The organism is Streptomyces sp. Y7 (assembly GCF_043195415.1).
Lineage (GTDB): Bacteria > Actinomycetota > Actinomycetes > Streptomycetales > Streptomycetaceae > Streptomyces.
The window spans coordinates 1,147,403-1,164,670 of record NZ_JBIDDQ010000001.1; the positions used below are offsets into that span (position 1 = coordinate 1,147,403).

Sequence of the window (17,268 nt, forward strand, 5' to 3'; positions counted from 1 at the left end):
AGCAGTTGGCGGAATGTACGAACCGAACGACCGTTTCCCTCGTCCGATCATACGCACGAGCAGGGGTGTTCCCGGCCCGCGCCCAGCGCGGTCGCACCCCCTCCGACGAGGCGTTCGCACGTTCGCGTCCGCCCGCACACCACCGGCCCGTCACACCCTTCCGCCGGTCAGACGGTGGAGCGGATTCGCCTGGTCCGGTTCAATCCGCGTCCGGGACACGGAAGGTGAGTGCGATTCACCTTCGAATGTGGCGCACCCCACATAAATGGGGTGCGAGCCCGCGGGCGGGGCCCGCTCGTGGCTGCGCCCGGCGACGGCCTCGGCGAACAAGGGTGAGACGTGGTTCACACCCGCCGTGCTGTCACACCTTCCGGCCCAGTCCGGTCAGTGGTGTGTAGCCCATCCCAACGGCAAGGAGAGAACACCGTGGAACCCCGTCTCGACTACTTCGGCAACCCCCTCGCGGGAAAGGTGCTGCGGCACATCAACTCGGCGAGCAAGCTGCTCTCGGACTCGTCCCTGCCGACCACGATCCAGGAACTGGTGAAGATCCGCGCGAGCCAGATCAACGGCTGCGGCTTCTGCACGGACATGCACACCAAGGACGCCGCCGAGGCCGGTGAGACCGTGCAGCGTCTGCACCTGGTCGCGGCCTGGCGGGAGGCCAAGGTCTTCACGGAGGCCGAGCGTGCCGCCCTGGAGCTGGCCGAGCAGGGCACCCGGATCGCGGACGCGGCCGGCGGCGTCACCGACGAGGCCTGGGCCGACGCGGCCAAGCACTTCGACGAGGAGCAGCTCGTCGCGCTGATCTCGCTGCTCGGCGTCATCAACGCCTACAACCGCATCAACGTCATCAACCAGCAGCCCGCCGGGGACTACCAGCCCGGCCAGTTCGGCTGACCGGCACGCCACCCGTACGAAAGGAGCGGTCGGCATGTCGTATCCGCAGCGGGTCTACGACGGTGACGGCGGCGAGATCAACGCGGACTTCCGGCCGGCGGACACCCCGCCGGAGCTCGGCACAGCCGGTCAGGACGCGATTCACTACCTCGCGACCACGACCACCACGCGCGGCGAGTTCGGGCTCTACCGAGTCCGGATGAGCGCGCGGGCGGGCGGTCCGAAGACCCACTTCCACCGCACCATCTCGGAGTCGTTCTTCATCCTGGGCGGCACGGTTCGTCTCTTCGACGGCGATCAGTGGGTGGACGCCCGGCAGGGCGACTTCCTGCATGTGCCGCAGGGCGGACTGCACGCCTTCCGCAACGACTCCGACGCCCCTGCCGAGATGCTGCTCCTCTTCACACCGGGGGCGCCGCGCGAGGCGTACTTCGAGGGGCTGTCACAGCTGGCCGACGCCACGCACGAGGAACGCGCGAGGTTCTTCGACGAGCACGACTCGTACTTCGTGGACTAGGCCCGGACCGGGCCGGGCGGCGGCCGAGGGCACACGGCTCCCCCGGCCGGATGTCACACGTCGGGCCGCTGCCCGGTCCTTGTTGTCAGCACCCGGTTCAGGACGAGAGGTGGATCATGACGCGAACCGAGCGGGCCCGTCATCTGTCGCCGGTCCCGTCGACCGGGGACCCGGCGACGGGGCTGGACGCCCTGCCCCGTCCCGTCGCCGTCGTGGTCGGCGCCGGCGGAGTGCTGGGCGCGGCACATGTCGGTGCCGGCCACGCGCCGGAGCAGCGCGCATTCGTGCCGGACATGATCATCGGCACGTCGGTGGGCGCTCTCAACGGCGCCGTCGCGGCCGCCCATCCCGACCGGGCGGCACCGTGGCTGGACCACGTGGGGACCCGGCTGCGCCGTCGTGAGGTGTATCCGCCCGGGCGGCTCTCGGCGCGCGGCAGCGTCTTCACCGACCGCGGACTGCGCCGGCTGATCGCCCGCGCCGAACTACCCTCTCGCATCGAGGAGTTGGCGGTCCCCTTCACCGCGGTGGCCCTGGACCCGGACACCGGCGCTCCGGCGTTGCTCGACCGCGGGGACCTGGAGTCCGCGCTGCTCGCCGGCGCGGCGGTACCGGGCATGGCGACGGCCACCGGTCCGGGCGTGGCGTCGACATCTTCCGTGCGGAAGGCGGGCCTGTGAGCACCGTCGCGTTCCTCAACATCGGTATGCACGGGCACATCAACCCGACCCTGCCGGTCGTGGCCGAGCTCGTCCGGCGCGGCCACACCGTCACGTACCACACCTCGCCCGCGTTCCGTCAGGAGATCGAGGCCGCCGGTGCCGCCGTGCGCCTCTACCCCGGCGGTGAGCAGCCGCTGCCCGATCCGCCGACGCCGCTCACCCTGCTGGAGTCGCTCGCGAGCACGAGCCTGCGTCTGCTGCCCGCCGTGCTGGACGACCTGCGCCGCGACCGGCCCGACCTGATCGTCCACGACGCCTCCTGTCCGTGGGGCGCGGTGGCGGCACGCGAACTGGGCGTGCCGGCGGCCTCGTCGTTCACCACCTTCGCCTTCAACCGGCACGTGCCCAGCCCCACCCGCGCCTCGTGGGAGCTGTTCGCCGGGGAGCGCGGACGACGCCGCGGTGTCCTGGCCTACATGCGGGCCCGCGGTGAGCTGAGCCGCCGGTTCGACGCGCGCGGGCTGCCCTTCTTCGACCTGCTGAACATCCGCCGGCCGCTCAACCTCGTCTACACGTCACGGGCGTTCCAGCCGGCCGTCGAGCACTTCGACGACTCGTACCGCTTCGTCGGCCCGAGCATCGGCGCCCGCCCGGCCGATCCGTCGTTCGAGACCGAGCGGCTCCGGAGCCCGGTGCTGTACGCCTCGCTGGGCACGGTGTTCGGCGCCGACCCGGGGCTGCTGCGCACGTTCGCCGTCGCGCTGGCCCCGCTGGCCGGCACCGTGATCGTCTCCACGGGACAGACCGACCCCGACGCGCTCGGCCCGCTGCCCGCCCATGTGCTCCCGCGCCGTTCCGTGCCGCAGCCGGAGGTGCTGGACCGTGCGGCGCTGTTCGTCACCCATGGCGGGATGAACAGCGTCAACGAGGCCATGTACGCCGGCGTCCCGATGCTGGTGATCCCGCAGGGCGCCGACCAGCCGATGACCGCGGCCCGGGTGGTCGAGCTCGGCGCGGGCCTGTCGATCCGCACCGAGGACGTCACCAAGGGCTCCGTGCGGGCCCTCGCCCGACGTCTGCTGCACGAACCCGGGTTCCGGGCCGCCGCGACCGCCCTGAAGGCCGCCCAGCGCGACGCGGGCGGCTACCGGCGGGCCGCCGACGAACTGGAGCGGTACCTGAACGCGGCCGGCGCGGCCCGCCCGCCGCTCCCCGCCGATCCCGCACAGCGAGGCTGAGTCATGTCCTTCGTCATCGTGCTGCTGCTGTTCGCGGGGCTGTCGGAGGCCGCCGGGCGCATCCTGCCGCTGCTGGCCCGGCGGCCCGGCATGCCGAGGACGCTCGTCGTCGGGCTGCTGTTCGGCGCCGGTCTGGTCGAGGCCGCGGTGTTCACGCTGTGGCCGCTGACCGCGTGGACGCTGGCCGAACTGGTGACGTCCACCTCCCCACCGGGCGACTCCCTGGCATGGACGCCGGGCCTCGCCGCTCCCCTGCTGCTGTGCGCCGTGCTGGCGTTCCCGCTGCTCGGACCCCTGCTCCACCTGCTGCTCCTGATGGGCGTCGGGGCCGGTCTGGCCGAACCGCTCGCGACAGCGACCGAGCTGGGCTGGTGGGGCGCGGCCGGCTGCGTGGCCGCCGCCGGGGCCGGACTCGGCCTCGCCGTGGAGGCCGTGCGGCGGCTGGTCGTGGGGCTCGGTGCGCCCCGGACGACGGAGGGGGTCTCATGAACGACTTCCTGCTCTGGGCCTGTGTGCTCGGGCCCGTGCTGCTCGCCGAGGGCCTGCTGGCCCGCTACGAGGTGCTGGCCTACAGCGCCGGCTTCCGGGCACCGACGATCGAGCTGCCCGAGGGCATGCCCTACGCCCGGGGCGCGGCGGCCGACGCTCCCCCGGACGCCTACCTGGTCTACCTCGACGGCATCGGCAAGCGCCGCGTCCGCGACACCCGGGACGGCGGCCAGCTCGTCAGGGCCGTGCTCGCCGCGGCGCCCGAGCTGCGGGTGCTCGGCCAGGTGCAGCCCTACTCGCCGCTGGCCGACCCGCTCGCCGACCGTCCGGTGTGGGCGTGGCTGCGCCGCCGCATCGGCCTGCTGCTGTTCCTGCACAACGTCATGCAGATCTTCGTCGCCGCGGACCACCGCTACCGGCCCCTGTACAACCGGGCCGTCGGCTCCCAGATCGCCACACAGCTGCGGCTCGCCGGCTACCGGCCCGACAGCGGGGTGCCCGTCGTGCTGCTCAGCTACAGCGGCGGGGCGCAGGTCGCCACCGGCGCGGTCGACGCGCTGCACACCCGGCTGCGCTGCCCGCTCGTGGTGATCACGCTGGGCGGGTTCCACAACGGCGCCAACGACCTCTCACGGGCCGAGCACCTGCACCAGCTCACCAGCGCGTACGACCGGATCGAGCGGGTCGGCACCTGGATCTTCCCGCAGCGCTGGCGCCTGTTCCGCCGCAGCGGCTGGAACCGTGCCCGCCGCGCCGGGAAGATCACCGTGCATCGCCTCGATCCGGCGACCCACCTCGGTCCGCGCAGCTACATCAGTCCGGAGCACGGACTCCCCGACGGGCGCAGCCTGCTCGACCGCACGACCGACACGGTGGTCTCCCTCGTCCGGGCGCGGCAGGGCGCCACGACGGCGACGCCGGACCGGCCGGTGCCGTGAGCGACGAGGTCAGCTGCCGTCGTCGAGTCCGGCGACCAGGCCGCGCAGGAGGGGGCCGTACTCCGGGTGGGCGAGGGCGGACGCCATCTGGGCGACGAGGTAGTCGGCCGGGTTGCCCGTGTCGTACCAGCGGCCCTTGATGACCTGCCCGTACACCGCGCGGCTGGCGGCGTAGGCGTTGATGGCGTCGGTCAGATACACCTCGCCGGTCCGGTGCTCGTACCAGCGGCGGGTCTGCTCGCGCAGTTCGTCGATGATGCCGGGGGTGACGACGTAACCGCCGATGGCCGCGTACGACGACGGGGCGGCGGCGGGCTCGGGCTTCTCGACGAGACCGGTGATGCGCAGCTGGCCGTCCCCGAGGTCCTCCTTGACTATCGGGACGCCGTAGCGCTGGGACTCGGTCGGATCCATGGGCAGGAGGGCGAGGACCGGGCAGCCGGTCTGCTCGTAGGCGCGGATCAGCTGCTGGGCGCGGGGCACCTCGGCCACGAAGACGTCGTCGGGCCAGAGCACCAGCACGGGCTCGTCGCCGAAGGAGCGGGCGGCGTTCAGCACGGGGGTGCCGTTGCCGTAGGGGCCGTACTGGTCGAGGTAGGTGATGTGGCCCTTGCGGGCCAGCTCGGCGACCTCCTCCACGGCGTCGGCGTAGGCGGTCTTGCCGTCGGCGCGGAGCTGTTCGACGAGGGCGGGGTTGGGCCGGAAGTGCTCCTGGATGAGGCTCTTGCCGCCGGAGACCACGATGGTGATGTCGGTGATTCCGGAGTCCACCAGCTCGCGCACGGTGTGCTCGATGACCGGCTTGTCGCCGACCGGGAGCATCTCCTTGGGTGTCGCCTTCGTCAGCGGCAGCAGTCGGGAGCCGAGTCCGGCGGCGGGGATCACAGCCCTGCGGATCGTCGGGGACATCGCATCTCTCTCGGTCGGTCGGCGCGTCGCACCGGCGGGCGCGGCACGGTCGACGCTACCAACGCCCGCCGTGCCCCTGCCCGGCGCCCACCGAGCAGGGCCGCGGGGCGCCTGTGGGCCCGTGAGCCCGGTCGAGCCCGCTGTCACAGATGGGCCGGCCGGCCGGTCTATCTCTATATGCTCCCTTTCCTGCCAGATGTCACCGTTGAGTCTCCGCGCCCGGAGCCACGGGACGCCTACGAGGTCAGTGCCGAGTTCTACGACATCCTGCAGGCGGACCGCGACAGGGCCCGCGTGCACCGGTTCTACGCCCGGGACGTGCGGGCCGCCCGCCTGGGCGTGCTGGACGTGGGTGCCGGTACCGGGCGGGTCACGTTCATGAGCCTCGCCGGATCGCGGGTCGCGGTGCACGCGGTCGAGCCGGCGCGTTCCATGCGGTCGCTGCTGATGACGCGGCTGGCGGCGCTGCCCGCCGACCTGAGGGGGCGGGTCACCGTGCATCCCCAGGGGCTCGGCGAGGCCGGGCTGCGCCACGTCGCCGACGTGGCGATATGCCACAACACGGTCGGCTGTCTGGCGCCGGACGCGCGCCGCGCCCTGTGGCCGGCCGTCGCCGACGCCCTCGTGCCCGGCGGAGTGCTCCTCGTCCACCTCCCGCCCGACCGCCTCCCCCACGGCGAGGCCACCCACGTCCTGCCGGCCCAGAAGGTGGGCCAGCACCTGTACGGCGGACGCATGGTGATGTCGGCCGACACGGACCGGATCCGCACGCGGTTCGAGTACTGGGTGCGCGGTGCGCGGGGTGTCCTGCGCGAGTACACCGAGACGTTCTGGATGTGGCCCGCCGCCCGTGCGGAGGTGATCGCGGAGCTCGCCGGTTCCGGGTTCGTCGCGCTGCCCGAGCGGGCCGACCCCGCCGTGCTGGCGGTCCGGCTCGGCCGGCCCTGACGGACGTCCGGCGAGGACCGGCCCGGCCGCGCGTGCGGCGGTGCCCGCTTGTAGATTGGGGCGTCCAGGACTGGAGGACATCCATGCGCGCCGAGGACGGCACAGACTCCCTCGACCGGGCAGCACAGCAGTTCATGGCGGCGCGCCCCCAGCTGTTCGGTATCGCCTACCGCGTCCTCGGGACCGCGGCGGAGGCGGAGGACGTCGTCCAGGACGCGTGGGTGCGGTGGCAGAAGACCGACCGCACCGAGATCAAGGAGCCGGCCGCGTTCCTGGCCACCGTCACCGCCCGGCTGGCGATCAACGTGGCCCAGTCCGCCAGGATGCGGCGTGAGTCGTACACCGGGCCCTGGCTTCCGGAGCCGGTCGACACCCGGGCGGATCCGCAGCTGGGCGCGGAGCGGGCCGAGGCGCTCGACATGGCGGTGCTGCTGCTCCTGGAGCGGCTCAACCCCGTGGAACGCGCCGCCTATGTGCTGCGGGAGGCCTTCGACTACCCGTACAAGCGGATCGCGGAGATCCTGGAGACGAACGAGGTCCACACCCGCCAGTTGGTGACACGTGCCCGCAAGCACCTGGCGGCGGAGCGCAAGGAGCCGGTCAGTTCGAGCGATCACCGGCGCCTGCTGGAGGTGTTCCTCGACGCGGCCCGGACCGGCAGCCTGTCGGGGCTGGAGAACGTCCTCGCGGAGGACGTGGTCAGCTACTCCGACGGCGGCGGCATCCGCGGGGCGTCCAGGATCCCCGTCGTCGGCCGTCCGCACGTCTCCAAGTACCTCGCCGCGTTCGCGCCGCGCTTCTGGCCTCCGGCGGAGGTCCGCTGGGTCGAGGCCAACGGCAGGCCGGCCGTCCTCGTCTCGGCCGACGGACACCCCGTGGCGCTGCTCTGCGTCGATGTCTCCGAGCGGGGAATCGAACGCATCATGTGGGTCATGAACCCGGCCAAGCTGGCTCCCTACGTCGCCTCGCTGACGGACTGAGAGCGATGACCGCGCGCCCGAGCCGTGCGGTCCGTCGAGGTGGCCGGACCCGGCAGGTGACCACGGACACACCCCGAACGGGTGCCCTGACGCCGGAACGCTGTCACAGATGAGGCGGCGGCCCGGTCGTAATGGGTGACATCCCGCGATCGGAGAAGACCCGTGGCTATCACCGAACAACGTCTTTCCACCATGGTGCTGGTGATCGGCACCGGCGGTGCCGGTCTGCGTGCGGCGATCGAACTGGCGGAGGCCGGCGTCGACGTCCTCGCGGTCGGCAAGCGCCCCAAGGAGGACGCCCACACGGCGCTCGCCGCCGGCGGCATCAACGCGGCTCTGGCCACGATGGACCCCGAGGACAGCTGGCAGCAGCACGCGGCGGACACGATCAAGGAGAGCTATCTCCTCGCCGACCCCCGCACCGTCGAGATCGTCACCCAGGGCGCCGCCCGGGGCATCGACGACCTGGAGCGGTACGGCATGGCGTTCGCCCGCGAGGAGGACGGCCGTATCTCGCAGCGGTTCTTCGGCGCGCACAGGTTCCGGCGGACCGCGTTCGCCGGCGACTACACCGGTCTGGAGATCCAGCGCACGCTCATCCGGCGCGCCCAGCAGCTCGACATCCCCGTGCTGGACGGCGTCTACATCACCCGGCTGCTGGTGCACGACGGCGCCGTCTTCGGTGCCTACGGCTTCGACCTGGCGAGCGGACGGCGCTACCTGATCCACGCGGACGCGGTCATCCTCGCCGCGGGCGGCCACACCCGGATCTGGCGGCGCACCTCCTCACGGCGTGACGAGAACACCGGTGACTCCTTCCGGCTGGCCGTGGAGGCCGGCGCCCGGCTGCGCGACGCCGAACTGGTCCAGTTCCACCCCTCCGGGATCATCGAGCCGGAGAACGCGGCCGGGACCCTGGTCAGCGAGGCCGCCCGCGGCGAGGGCGGGATCCTGCGCAACGCCCTCGGGGAACGGTTCATGGCCCGCTACGACCCCGAGCGCATGGAGCTGTCCACCCGCGACCGGGTGGCTCTGGCCTCCTACACGGAGATCAAGGAGGGGCGGGGCACCCCGAAGGGGGCCGTGTGGCTCGACGTCTCCCATCTGCCCCGGCAGACGATCATGACGCGGCTGCCCCGCGTCTACCAGACGATGCTGGACCTGCAGATGCTGGACATCACCCGCGAGCCGATCGAGATCGCGCCCACCGCGCACTACTCGATGGGCGGGGTGTGGGTGCGTCCCGAGGACCACAGCACCGATGTCGCGGGCCTGTACGCCATCGGTGAGGCGTCGAGCGGGCTGCACGGCGCGAACCGGCTCGGCGGGAACAGCCTCATCGAGCTGCTGGTCTTCGGCCGGATCACGGGGCGGGCGGCGGCCGCCTACTCGCAGTCGCTGACCGCGCAGCGGCGTTCGGCGGCGGCCGTGGCCGAGGCCCGCGCGGAGGTCGACGACCTGCTCGCCGCGGACGGTCCGGAGAACGTGCGCGCACTGCAGCGCGCCCTCCGCAACACCATGACGGAGCACGCGGGTGTCGTACGCGACGAGGAGGGCCTGCGCGCCGGACTCGCGGAGCTCTCCGTGATCGAGAAGCGGATGGCGGACGTCGGCGTGCACCCGGACATCGCCGGCTATCAGGACCTCGCGCACGCCTTCGACCTGAAGTCCGCGGCCATGGCCGCGCGGGCCACCCTCGAATCGGCGCTGGAGCGCCGTGAGACCCGTGGCTGCCACAACCGCAGCGACCACCCGGACCAGGATCCGGCCCTGCGCGTCAATCTCGTGTGGTCCCCGACGACCGGTGTGACCCGCGAAAGCATCCCGGATGTGCCGGAGGAGATTTCCGCGCTGATGCAGGAGGTCTCGACCGAGGGAAAGCTCGTCGAGTGAGCCGGGTCTCCGGGCGGAGGAATTCCGGATTTCCGCCCGGGGCCTGTCACAGACAGAACCCCTGTCCTGTCTCTTCCAGTGCAGACCGAATTTTCTCCGAGAGGAATTCCTCATGAAGGTCGTAGTGATCGGTGGAACCGGGCTCATCGGCTCGAAGCTGGTCGGCAAGCTCAAGGAGCACGGGCACGAGGCGGTGGCGGCCGCGCCCAACACCGGCGTCAACACGCTGACGGGCGAGGGTCTCGCCGACGTCCTGAAGGGCGCCTCGGTCGTGGTCGACGTCTCCAACTCCCCCTCGTGGGAGGACGACGCCGTCCTGACCTTCTTCCGGACCTCCACGACCAACCTCCTGCAGGCCGAGGCCGAGGCCGGTGTGACGCACCACGTCGCGCTGTCCGTGGTCGGCACGGACCGGCTCCAGGAGAGCGGGTACTTCCGGGCCAAGCAGGCGCAGGAAGAGCTGATCAAGGCGTCCGGCATGCCGTACTCCATCGTCCACGCCACCCAGTTCTTCGAGTTCATCAAGGGGATCGCGGACATCTCCACGGACGGCGACACCGTGCACCTGCCCCCCGCCAAGTTCCAGCCGATCTACTCCGACGACGTGGCCGCGGCCGTCGGCCGCACCGCGGTCGGCGCTCCCGTCAACGGCGTGGTGGAGATCGCGGGGCCCGACGTGTTCCAGCTCGACGAGCTGATCCGCCGGACGCTCGCCGACAACGACGACCCCCGCACGGTCGTCACGGACCCGAAGGCGGCGTACTCCGGAGCCCAGCTCGAGGACGCCACGCTCCTGCCCGGTCCCGACGCCCACATCGCGGAGACCAAGTTGTCCGACTGGATGGCTCAGCAGAAGTAGAGAACCGTCGACGTGGCCCCCGCCGGCGGGCCGGGGCCACTTCGGGTTCCTGAATTCTTTTCCCTTTCCGGCACACACACGTTCCGGCACACACACGCGAAGACAATGCGCGGACGCCGGAACGGCCTATGCGGGCGACCTCGCCTCCGCCGCGAGGACCGCTTCCAGGCGCGCGAGGTCGCCGTACTGGGCCGCCGCGAGGAAGGCCTGTACGAGCCGCCGGTGTGCGACGGCGTCCACGGGCCGCCGGGCCCGGTCCGCGGCGAGCCGCTCCTGGGCCCGGGAGACCTGCTGCCTGGTGTTGGCGACGCCGATGCCCAGCAGTTCGGCGATGCGGCCGTACGGATAGTCGAATCCCTCCCGCAGCACGTACGCCGCGCGCTGCCTGGGCGTCAGTGACTCCATCAGCAGCAGAACCGCTTCCTCGGCGGCGTCGTGCCGCTCCGCCACCGCCTCCGGCGTGGCGTCGAGGTCCGTCGATTCCGGGAGCCAGGGACCGGCGCAGGTCTCCCGGCGCTTCCAGGCCGACCGGACGAGGTTGATCGCCAGCCGGGCGGTGGTCGTCCTGAGCAGCGCCGACGGGTTGCGCACGACCGTACGGTCGGCTCGCTGCCAGCGCAGCCAGGTCTCCTGGATGACGTCCTCGGCCTCGTTCCGGTCCCCGACGATCCGATGGGCGATCTTGAGGAGCCCTGGTCTGGCCTGCACGAACACCGAGGTCACGTCGTCGGGTACGACCATCGCCGGGGCCTGGGCCGGGCCTGCCCGCCTCCGGCCCGGCCCGGCTTCGACCAGATGTGTCTCCACGACCGGCTCCCTAGCTCGGTGAGTGGGCGGCCCCGAAGCGGCCTACTCCAACATCTCGCCACGGGCGGCCGGCCGCACCTCACGGCGGGCACGACGGCGTGTTCTCACCGCCGCGCCCGGCCCGGCACGCCCTGCTCTCATCCGCCGGAGGGGACCAGGCGGCGGGCCATGGCACGGCGCTCCTGCTCCGTGGTGCCACCCCAGATGCCGTCCATCGGGCCGGCGTCGAGGGCCCAGTCGAGGCACTGCTCCCGCACCGGGCAGCGCCGGCACACGGCCTTCGCCTCGTCCGTCTGGATCAAGGTCGGGCCACTGCCGCTGTTCCCGACGGGAAAGAACAGGTCAGGGTCCTCGGCCAGGCAGATCGCCCTCTCACGCCACTCCACGGAAGCCCTCCTCGGCGATCGACTGCCGGTGCCGCATGGGGCGCGGCACGGTCTGTCGTAAAGGGAGACCGATCGGCGGGCGCGGATGTGACATGCGGGCGCGTGTCACAGGACACAGGGCTGCCCGGTCACACCTGACGAGCGGACGCATCACGCGATCGGTGCGGTGGTCGTCGTAGGGGGCTGCGCACGAGGGAGGTCGGGCGGTGGCGGGTGCGGGCGGTGCGGTGTCGCTGGTGGAGCTGCTGGAGGAGCGGCGGCACCTGCTGGACGTGGCGTGCCGGTTGCTCGGCGGCGGACCCGGGGCCGAACGGGTGATCGACGAGGCGTACCGGCGGTGGTTCGGGCTGCCGGAGGCGGAGCGGGCACGGATCGAGGAGCCGTGGTCGTGGCTGGTACGGGTGGTGGGGGGCGTGTGTCTTTCCCGGGCGGCGGGGCCCGGGCAGGACCGGTCGGCGGGGCCCGGACCGGACAGGGCGGGTGTCGTCGCGGACGGAGGCGGTGAGGTGCCGCTGGAGGCTCCGGAGGCGTTGTCCCCGGCGCAGGGCTCGGCGTTCGTGGCGAACGATGTGTTCGGGACGACGCCGGAGGCGGCCGCCCGCACCGTCCGGCGCAGCGAGCCGCAGTGCGTGGAGCCGGCGGAGCGGGCGCGGCGGAGTCTGCGTGACCGGCGGGCGCGTCCGACGTCGGCGGGAGAGCACGACGCGGTGGTGGGGGCGGTGCGCGAGGCATGTGCGGGTGAGGACGAACGGGTGCTGACGTCGCTGCTCGCGGCGGACGCGACCGCCGTCTTCGACAGTGGTGGCAAGGTCCGGGCGCCGGCCGGCCCGGTGCACGGGGACGTCCCGGTGGCCCGGAGCCTGGTGACCCTGCTGGCGCGGCATCCGCGGACCACGCTGGTCACGCACGCGGTCAACGGCCGGACCGGACTGGTCGTGCGCTACGGCCGCCAGGTCGGCGCGGTCGTCAGCCTCGACGTCGCCGGCGCACAGGTCGTGCAGGTCTGGGTCACCCTCAACCCCGACAAACTGCGCTCCTGGAATCACCCGGTCCGGTCCCTCTGACACCGGGGCCCTCATCTCGTGTTCCGGTGCGGCGGACCTGTCACAGAACGGGAAGCCCACCGGTCAATCAGGGAGGACGAGTCGGGAAGAGCCGTCGAGGTCCGGTGACCACCACCGGGCGGCGCCGCTCGGAGGAACGGAGACACCAGGATCATGCGTCTGGAGACGTCCCCCACGGAACACACCCTGGACGAGGCCGTTTCTGTCTTCGTGGAACTGCGGCCGCGGTTGTTCGGCATCGCGTACCGCGTACTGGGAAGCGCGGCCGAGGCGGAGGACGTGGTGCAGGAGGTGTGGATGCGGTGGCAGCGGACCGACCGCTCGGCGGTGATCAGCCCCGCCGCGTATCTGTCGAGCACCACCACCCGGCTGGCCATCAACGTCGCCCGGTCCGCCCGCGTCCGGCGCGAGACCTACGTCGGCCCGTGGCTGCCCGAACCGGTCGACACCAGCGACGATCCCCACGTGGGGGCCGAGCGCGCGGAGGCCCTGGAATTCGCGCTGCTCCTGCTGCTGGAGAAACTCAATCCCACGGAACGGGCCGCCTATGTGCTGCGGGAGGCGTTCGACTACGCCTACCCCGAGATCGCGCGCATGCTGCGGCTCAGCCCCGCCAACGTACGCAAGATCGTGAGCCGGGCCCGGCGGCACATCGACGACGGGCGGCGGGAGGTCGTGGACACGGTGGCGCATCGCCAACTCCTCGACGCCTTCGTGTCGGCGGCGCGCGACGGCGACGTCGCGTCGCTGGAGGCCGTCCTCACGCCGGACGCCGTCAGCCTCTCCGACGGCAACGGCGTCCGGGGCGCCGCTCGTGTCCCCGTCCTCGGTCGCGCGCGCGTGGCGAACCTGGCCACGGCCACCCGGCGGTTCTGGCGCGGGGCGGACGTCCGCCGGGTCGAGGCCAACGGACGCGCCGGCGTCCTGCTCCACCGGGACGGCAGACCGTCGGCGTTCATGACCCTCGCGGCCTCGCGCGAGGGCATCCACCAGGTGATGTGGGTGTTCGACCCGAGCAAGATCGCCGCGTTCCTGGACTCCGCCACCCGCACCACCAGGGCTCTGGCCCTCTGCGACGAACGCACCCCGCGGCCCCCTCGCGCGGGTGCGCGCCCCGTCAGTCGTGAAGCTGAGCTGCCCTTCGGACCGGCTGCGGCGGGAGACTCTCCGCACGTGGCGTGACCGGGGGCGGGGTGGTCGGGTGGGCCCCTTCGAACCGGCTCGGGAACGGGTACTTGCGTTCCAGGAAGTCGTGGATGACCGCCTGCGCCGCCGATCGGGCGGCCGGTGCGGTGTCCACGTCGTTGAGGCAGAAGAAGTCGATGTCCTCACCGGCCGCCAGCCGGGCCAGCCGGTGCCGCATGTCCGGTGTGCCCAGCTGCACGTAACGGAACCGGTAGTCGGCCGGGACGGCCCGGCCGGTCGTGATGGCCCAGTGGTGGTGCAGCGTGGACGCCGGAGCGACATCCGAGGTGGAGCGGAAGCGTGAGTAGGAGGTCCGCTCCAGTTCCTCGATGCCGAGGCTCTCCATCTCCCGCATGACCGACAGCAGTTGGGGATGCGGGGTGTGCAGTGACTTGTGGGTGATGTGCCGGCCGTGGAAGCGTCTGATCACCTCACGGGCGTTCTTGCCCGCGGAGTTCGGGGCCGGCTCCAGTGGATGCGGGGCTCCGACACCGAGCTTCCACGGTGACAGCGGGATCCGGGCGATGCCGTTGCCGTGGAAGAAGTGCTCGGCCCGTACCGGGCGATTGATGAAGACGTCGTCGTTGAAGTAGAGGTAGTGCTCCGACAGGCCGCGGATGTGGTGCAACCTGCTCTCTATCGCGTGCGAGTTGAAGACGGGGAGCGCGTCGGCCGGGAGGATCTCCCGGTGGTCGACCACGGTCAGGCCCTCCGCCTCCGGGTCCAGCCAGGCGGGGAGCTGGGAGTCGGTCACGAGGTAGACGTGCCGGACGAAGCCGGCGTACATCTCCAACGAGCGCAGCGCGTACTTCAGTTCGTCGTGGTCGGTGTAGCGGGAGGCTCCGGTCTCGCGCGGGGCGATGGCGTCGTCGCAGAGCGCCTGATGGGTGCGCCGCTTCGCGGCCAGCACGGGGTCGTCCCCGTCCACCCAGGTGTAGACGGCGTCGACGGGAAAGCACACCTCGTCGACGCGCGACTCGGCGAAGGGCGCGAACGTCGGCACGCTGCGGCTGCGGCGCACCACCGCGGCCGGTTGCTGCGCGGACAGCGGCAGCACTTCCGACACGGGGTTGCGGCGCGGGGCGACGAGCGCCGGGCCGAAGGCGTCCGGCAGTCCGCCGCCGGGCACGGTGACCCAGGACGGGTCCTTGCCCGGGGCGGTGCCGAGGTCCCGGCCGTGCCGCCAGAACTCGATGTCGCAGCCCGTTTCGAGGCCGGCGAGCACCTGCCCTCCCGGGCCCAGGCGCACCACGCCGGTGCGCAGCACCGCGGCCCGCTCGAGCGCGCGCGGCAGCCTCCCGTCCGCCCACAGTGCCGCGCTCGTCACGGCTCCGTCCGGACCGACGGCGCCGACATACGCTGCGGTGCCGGCGAAGCGCCGGGCGGCCTGCGCGAGGACGGCGCCGCGGTGTCGCTCCTCGACGCCGACGACCTGCCGCGGCCCGCCCTGCCCGGGGTCGGCGGGAACGAGGAAGTACGGGACGCCCAGCTCCTCCAGCAGGGCGCACACCCGGTCGAGATCGGCTTCGAGGGCGTCCGCGGCGGTGTACCGGACGACGGTACGGCCGTACAGGCGTGTCGGTCCGAAGGTGACCCGGCGCAGTCCCGGGTCGGCGGCTCGCAGGCGCCGTCGGGAGCGGGTCGCGCGCAGCGCCCACAGCCGGGCCGACAGCCAGAGCCCGAGTCGCACCAGGGAGTCCCGCACGGCCCGCAGGCCCCCGGACGTTCCCAGACGCCGACGGATGTCCATGCCCCCCATGCGCATGTCCCCCGGCCCCCGTCAGTTCTGCTTCTCGAAGGGGCTCGGGAAGGGAAAGTAGTCCTCGAGGAACGCGTTCATCCGAAGACCGACCCGCTCGCGCTCCTCGGGCGGCACATCGACGTCGTTGAGGCAGAAGAAGTCGAAACGCCGGGTGCGGCGCAGATCTGCCAGGCGTCCTTCGGCGTCCGGGCGGCTGATGTTCACGTACCGGAAGCTGTACTTCCCCGGTACTCCGCGGCCGGTCATCAGCGCGTACTGGTACAGCAGCGGAGCCGTCATGGCGACGTCCTGCGGGGAGCGGAAGCGGGACGCCGTGGTGCGGCCGACGTCCTGCGGGAAGAGCTCTTCCAGCGCCCGAAGCATCTCGCGCTGCTGCGGCAGCGGGGTGTGCATGAAGTTGTTCGTGGTCATCCGCCCGAACTTCTCCAGCAGCAGCCGCCGGACGTTCTTGTTCGCGGAGTTGGTGGCGGTCTCCTCGGCGTGCGGCTTGCCGACGCCCATCTTGAGCGGGGAGACGGGGATCCTCATCAGACCGCTGCCGTGGAAGAAGTGCTCCGCGGTGACCCGGCGTCCGACGAACACGTCGTCGTTGAAGTACAGGTAGTGCTCCGACAGGCCGGGGATGTGGTGCAGCCGGGTCTCGATCGCGTGCGAGTTGAACACCGGCAGGACGCCCTCGGGGAAGATGTCGCGGTGGTCGACGACCGTGAGGCCCGGGGCCCGGTCGTCGAGCCAGTGCGGCTTCTGGCCGTCGGTCACGAGGTAGATGTGCCGGACGAAGTCCGCGTACATCGCGAGGGAGCGCAGCGAGTACTTCAGCTCGTCATGGCTGGTGTAGCGCGAGGCGTTGGTCTCCTTGTCCAGGATCTCGGCCATGCCGTGCTCCTGGTACCGGGCCCGCTTGACCCGCATCTGCGGCTCCTCGCCGTCCACCCAGGTGTAGACGACGTCGACGGGGAAGGTCACGTCGTGCACGGTGGGCAGCGTGAGCGGCGCGAAGCTCGGCAGTTCCCGTGTCCCCACCCGCACCACGGCCGGCTGCTGCTCGGACGCCGGCAGCACGTCCGTGATGCCGTTGTTCCGCGGCGCGACGAGGGACTCCGCGAAGATGTCCTCGGACGCCTGCGGCTGCACCTTGGCCAGTCGGCGGGGCCCGTCGTCGGAGGCGAGGAGCTGTGCCCCGTCGTCCCAGAACTCCACGTCGCAGGCCAGCTCGGGTCCGGCGAGCAACTGCCCGGAGGGTCCGAGGTGGTTCTCCCCGATCCGCAGGACGGCGGCCCTGCGCAGCGGGGCCGGCAGTACACCGTCCAGGAACAGCGCGGGGTTCCTGAGCTTGCCGCCGGGCAGTGGTCTGCCGATGAACACCGCCCTGCCCGCGTTCTGTTCCTCGAGGACGGTGAGGAAGCGCTCCCGGTCCACGGAGTTCACGCCGACCGTGTGGCGCGTACGCGAGGCCGGTACGAGGAAGTACCCGATGCCCGCCTGCTCCAGGGCGGCGGTGACCAGGCCGAGGTTGGCGGCGGCGGCCTCAGCGGCGCTGAACCGGGTCACCACCCGCCCGTAGAGCCGCTGGCCGCGCACCGCCACCGGGCGGAGCGCCAGGTCGTCGACCGCCGCCCTGCGGCGTCGCCGCATGGTGCGCAGTTGCCAGACCTGTTCGGCGGCTTTCCGCTCCACTCGCGGTCGCATCCGCCGGGCAAAGGAACGCACGGTCACGTTCTGAGCTCCTCT

17 protein-coding genes are annotated in these 17,268 nt (G+C 72.0%); 12 read left to right on the top strand and 5 right to left on the bottom strand.

Features of this window, described 5'->3' with window-relative positions; all coding sequences use genetic code 11:
• The first annotated feature begins 426 nt into the window (after positions 1–426).
• The 6 genes from ACGFW6_RS04975 (at position 427) to ACGFW6_RS05000 (ending at position 4,744) form a co-directional block, all read left to right on the top strand.
• A complete protein-coding gene (locus ACGFW6_RS04975; protein ID WP_393504709.1) occupies positions 427–900 on the top strand; it encodes a carboxymuconolactone decarboxylase family protein in 474 nt (157 codons plus the stop codon).
• Between the two features lie 34 nt (positions 901–934).
• Positions 935–1,417 (top strand): cupin domain-containing protein, encoded by a 483-nt coding sequence (locus tag ACGFW6_RS04980; protein WP_393504711.1) that lies wholly within the window; start codon positions 935–937, stop codon positions 1,415–1,417.
• 116 nt (positions 1,418–1,533) lie between these two features.
• A complete protein-coding gene (locus ACGFW6_RS04985) occupies positions 1,534–2,097 on the top strand; it encodes a patatin-like phospholipase family protein (RefSeq protein ID WP_393504713.1) in 564 nt (187 codons plus the stop codon).
• Complete coding sequence (locus ACGFW6_RS04990) at positions 2,094–3,317, top strand: macrolide family glycosyltransferase (RefSeq protein ID WP_393504715.1); 1,224 nt, start codon at positions 2,094–2,096, stop codon at positions 3,315–3,317. The genes ACGFW6_RS04985 and ACGFW6_RS04990 overlap by 4 nt, the downstream gene beginning before the upstream one ends.
• A 3-nt stretch (positions 3,318–3,320) precedes the next feature.
• Entirely contained in the window at positions 3,321–3,806 is a 486-nt protein-coding gene (locus tag ACGFW6_RS04995; protein WP_393504717.1) for a hypothetical protein, read from the top strand.
• Positions 3,803–4,744, top strand: a complete 942-nt coding sequence (locus tag ACGFW6_RS05000) for a hypothetical protein (protein ID WP_393504718.1) — start codon at positions 3,803–3,805, stop codon at positions 4,742–4,744. Before ACGFW6_RS04995 ends, ACGFW6_RS05000 begins: the two co-directional genes overlap by 4 nt.
• A gap of 9 nt (positions 4,745–4,753) precedes the next feature.
• On the opposite strand, the gene ACGFW6_RS05005 is transcribed toward ACGFW6_RS05000, so the two are convergent.
• Positions 4,754–5,653, bottom strand: coding sequence for a UTP--glucose-1-phosphate uridylyltransferase (locus ACGFW6_RS05005; protein ID WP_393504720.1), 900 nt, complete (start codon positions 5,651–5,653; stop codon positions 4,754–4,756).
• Between the two features lie 177 nt (positions 5,654–5,830).
• Between ACGFW6_RS05005 and ACGFW6_RS05010 the strand changes: the two genes are divergently transcribed.
• The 4 genes from ACGFW6_RS05010 (at position 5,831) to ACGFW6_RS05025 (ending at position 10,333) form a co-directional block, all read left to right on the top strand.
• Positions 5,831–6,601, top strand: a complete 771-nt coding sequence (locus ACGFW6_RS05010; protein ID WP_393504722.1) for a class I SAM-dependent methyltransferase — start codon at positions 5,831–5,833, stop codon at positions 6,599–6,601.
• Positions 6,602–6,684: 83 nt separating this feature from the next.
• Positions 6,685–7,581, top strand: coding sequence for an RNA polymerase sigma-70 factor (locus ACGFW6_RS05015; protein ID WP_393504724.1), 897 nt, complete (start codon positions 6,685–6,687; stop codon positions 7,579–7,581).
• 192 nt (positions 7,582–7,773) lie between these two features.
• Positions 7,774–9,474: an FAD-binding protein gene (locus ACGFW6_RS05020; RefSeq protein ID WP_393505101.1), complete on the top strand. Its 1,701-nt coding sequence runs from the start codon at positions 7,774–7,776 to the stop codon at positions 9,472–9,474.
• Positions 9,475–9,586: 112 nt separating this feature from the next.
• On the top strand, positions 9,587–10,333 hold the full coding sequence (locus ACGFW6_RS05025) for an SDR family oxidoreductase (protein ID WP_393504726.1): 747 nt from the start codon (positions 9,587–9,589) through the stop codon (positions 10,331–10,333).
• Between the two features lie 126 nt (positions 10,334–10,459).
• Here ACGFW6_RS05025 and ACGFW6_RS05030 read toward each other — a convergent pair whose 3' ends face one another.
• Positions 10,460–11,140, bottom strand: coding sequence for a sigma-70 family RNA polymerase sigma factor (locus ACGFW6_RS05030; RefSeq protein WP_393504727.1), 681 nt, complete (start codon positions 11,138–11,140; stop codon positions 10,460–10,462).
• Between the two features lie 137 nt (positions 11,141–11,277).
• A complete protein-coding gene (locus tag ACGFW6_RS05035) occupies positions 11,278–11,526 on the bottom strand; it encodes a WhiB family transcriptional regulator (protein WP_393504729.1) in 249 nt (82 codons plus the stop codon).
• A gap of 206 nt (positions 11,527–11,732) precedes the next feature.
• Between ACGFW6_RS05035 and ACGFW6_RS05040 the strand changes: the two genes are divergently transcribed.
• A complete protein-coding gene (locus ACGFW6_RS05040; RefSeq protein WP_393504731.1) occupies positions 11,733–12,590 on the top strand; it encodes an RNA polymerase subunit sigma in 858 nt (285 codons plus the stop codon).
• A 153-nt stretch (positions 12,591–12,743) separates the two neighbouring features.
• A complete protein-coding gene (locus tag ACGFW6_RS05045; RefSeq protein WP_393504733.1) occupies positions 12,744–13,772 on the top strand; it encodes an RNA polymerase sigma-70 factor in 1,029 nt (342 codons plus the stop codon).
• Here ACGFW6_RS05045 and ACGFW6_RS05050 read toward each other — a convergent pair.
• Together ACGFW6_RS05050 and ACGFW6_RS05055 are read right to left on the bottom strand one after the other, a co-directional pair.
• The gene (locus ACGFW6_RS05050) at positions 13,708–15,534 is read right to left on the bottom strand and encodes a stealth conserved region 3 domain-containing protein (protein WP_393504735.1); all 1,827 of its coding nucleotides are present in this window, start codon (positions 15,532–15,534) and stop codon (positions 13,708–13,710) included. The two genes, ACGFW6_RS05045 and ACGFW6_RS05050, sit on opposite strands and share 65 nt — an antisense overlap.
• Before the next feature lie 21 nt (positions 15,535–15,555).
• Positions 15,556–17,253, bottom strand: coding sequence for a stealth family protein (locus tag ACGFW6_RS05055; RefSeq protein WP_393504737.1), 1,698 nt, complete (start codon positions 17,251–17,253; stop codon positions 15,556–15,558).
• Positions 17,254–17,268: the final 15 nt, after the last annotated feature.

Coding starts and splice junctions, on each gene's coding strand:
- ACGFW6_RS04980 (WP_393504711.1), top strand. CDS start 935: ATGTCGTATCCGCAGCGGGTCTACGACGGTGACGGCGGCGAGATCAAC.
- ACGFW6_RS04985 (WP_393504713.1), top strand. CDS start 1,534: ATGACGCGAACCGAGCGGGCCCGTCATCTGTCGCCGGTCCCGTCGACC.
- ACGFW6_RS04995 (WP_393504717.1), top strand. CDS start 3,321: ATGTCCTTCGTCATCGTGCTGCTGCTGTTCGCGGGGCTGTCGGAGGCC.
- ACGFW6_RS05000 (WP_393504718.1), top strand. CDS start 3,803: ATGAACGACTTCCTGCTCTGGGCCTGTGTGCTCGGGCCCGTGCTGCTC.
- ACGFW6_RS05005 (WP_393504720.1), bottom strand. CDS start 5,653: ATGTCCCCGACGATCCGCAGGGCTGTGATCCCCGCCGCCGGACTCGGC.
- ACGFW6_RS05010 (WP_393504722.1), top strand. CDS start 5,831: ATGCTCCCTTTCCTGCCAGATGTCACCGTTGAGTCTCCGCGCCCGGAG.
- ACGFW6_RS05015 (WP_393504724.1), top strand. CDS start 6,685: ATGCGCGCCGAGGACGGCACAGACTCCCTCGACCGGGCAGCACAGCAG.
- ACGFW6_RS05020 (WP_393505101.1), top strand. CDS start 7,774: ATGGTGCTGGTGATCGGCACCGGCGGTGCCGGTCTGCGTGCGGCGATC.
- ACGFW6_RS05025 (WP_393504726.1), top strand. CDS start 9,587: ATGAAGGTCGTAGTGATCGGTGGAACCGGGCTCATCGGCTCGAAGCTG.
- ACGFW6_RS05045 (WP_393504733.1), top strand. CDS start 12,744: ATGCGTCTGGAGACGTCCCCCACGGAACACACCCTGGACGAGGCCGTT.
- ACGFW6_RS05050 (WP_393504735.1), bottom strand. CDS start 15,534: ATGGGGGGCATGGACATCCGTCGGCGTCTGGGAACGTCCGGGGGCCTG.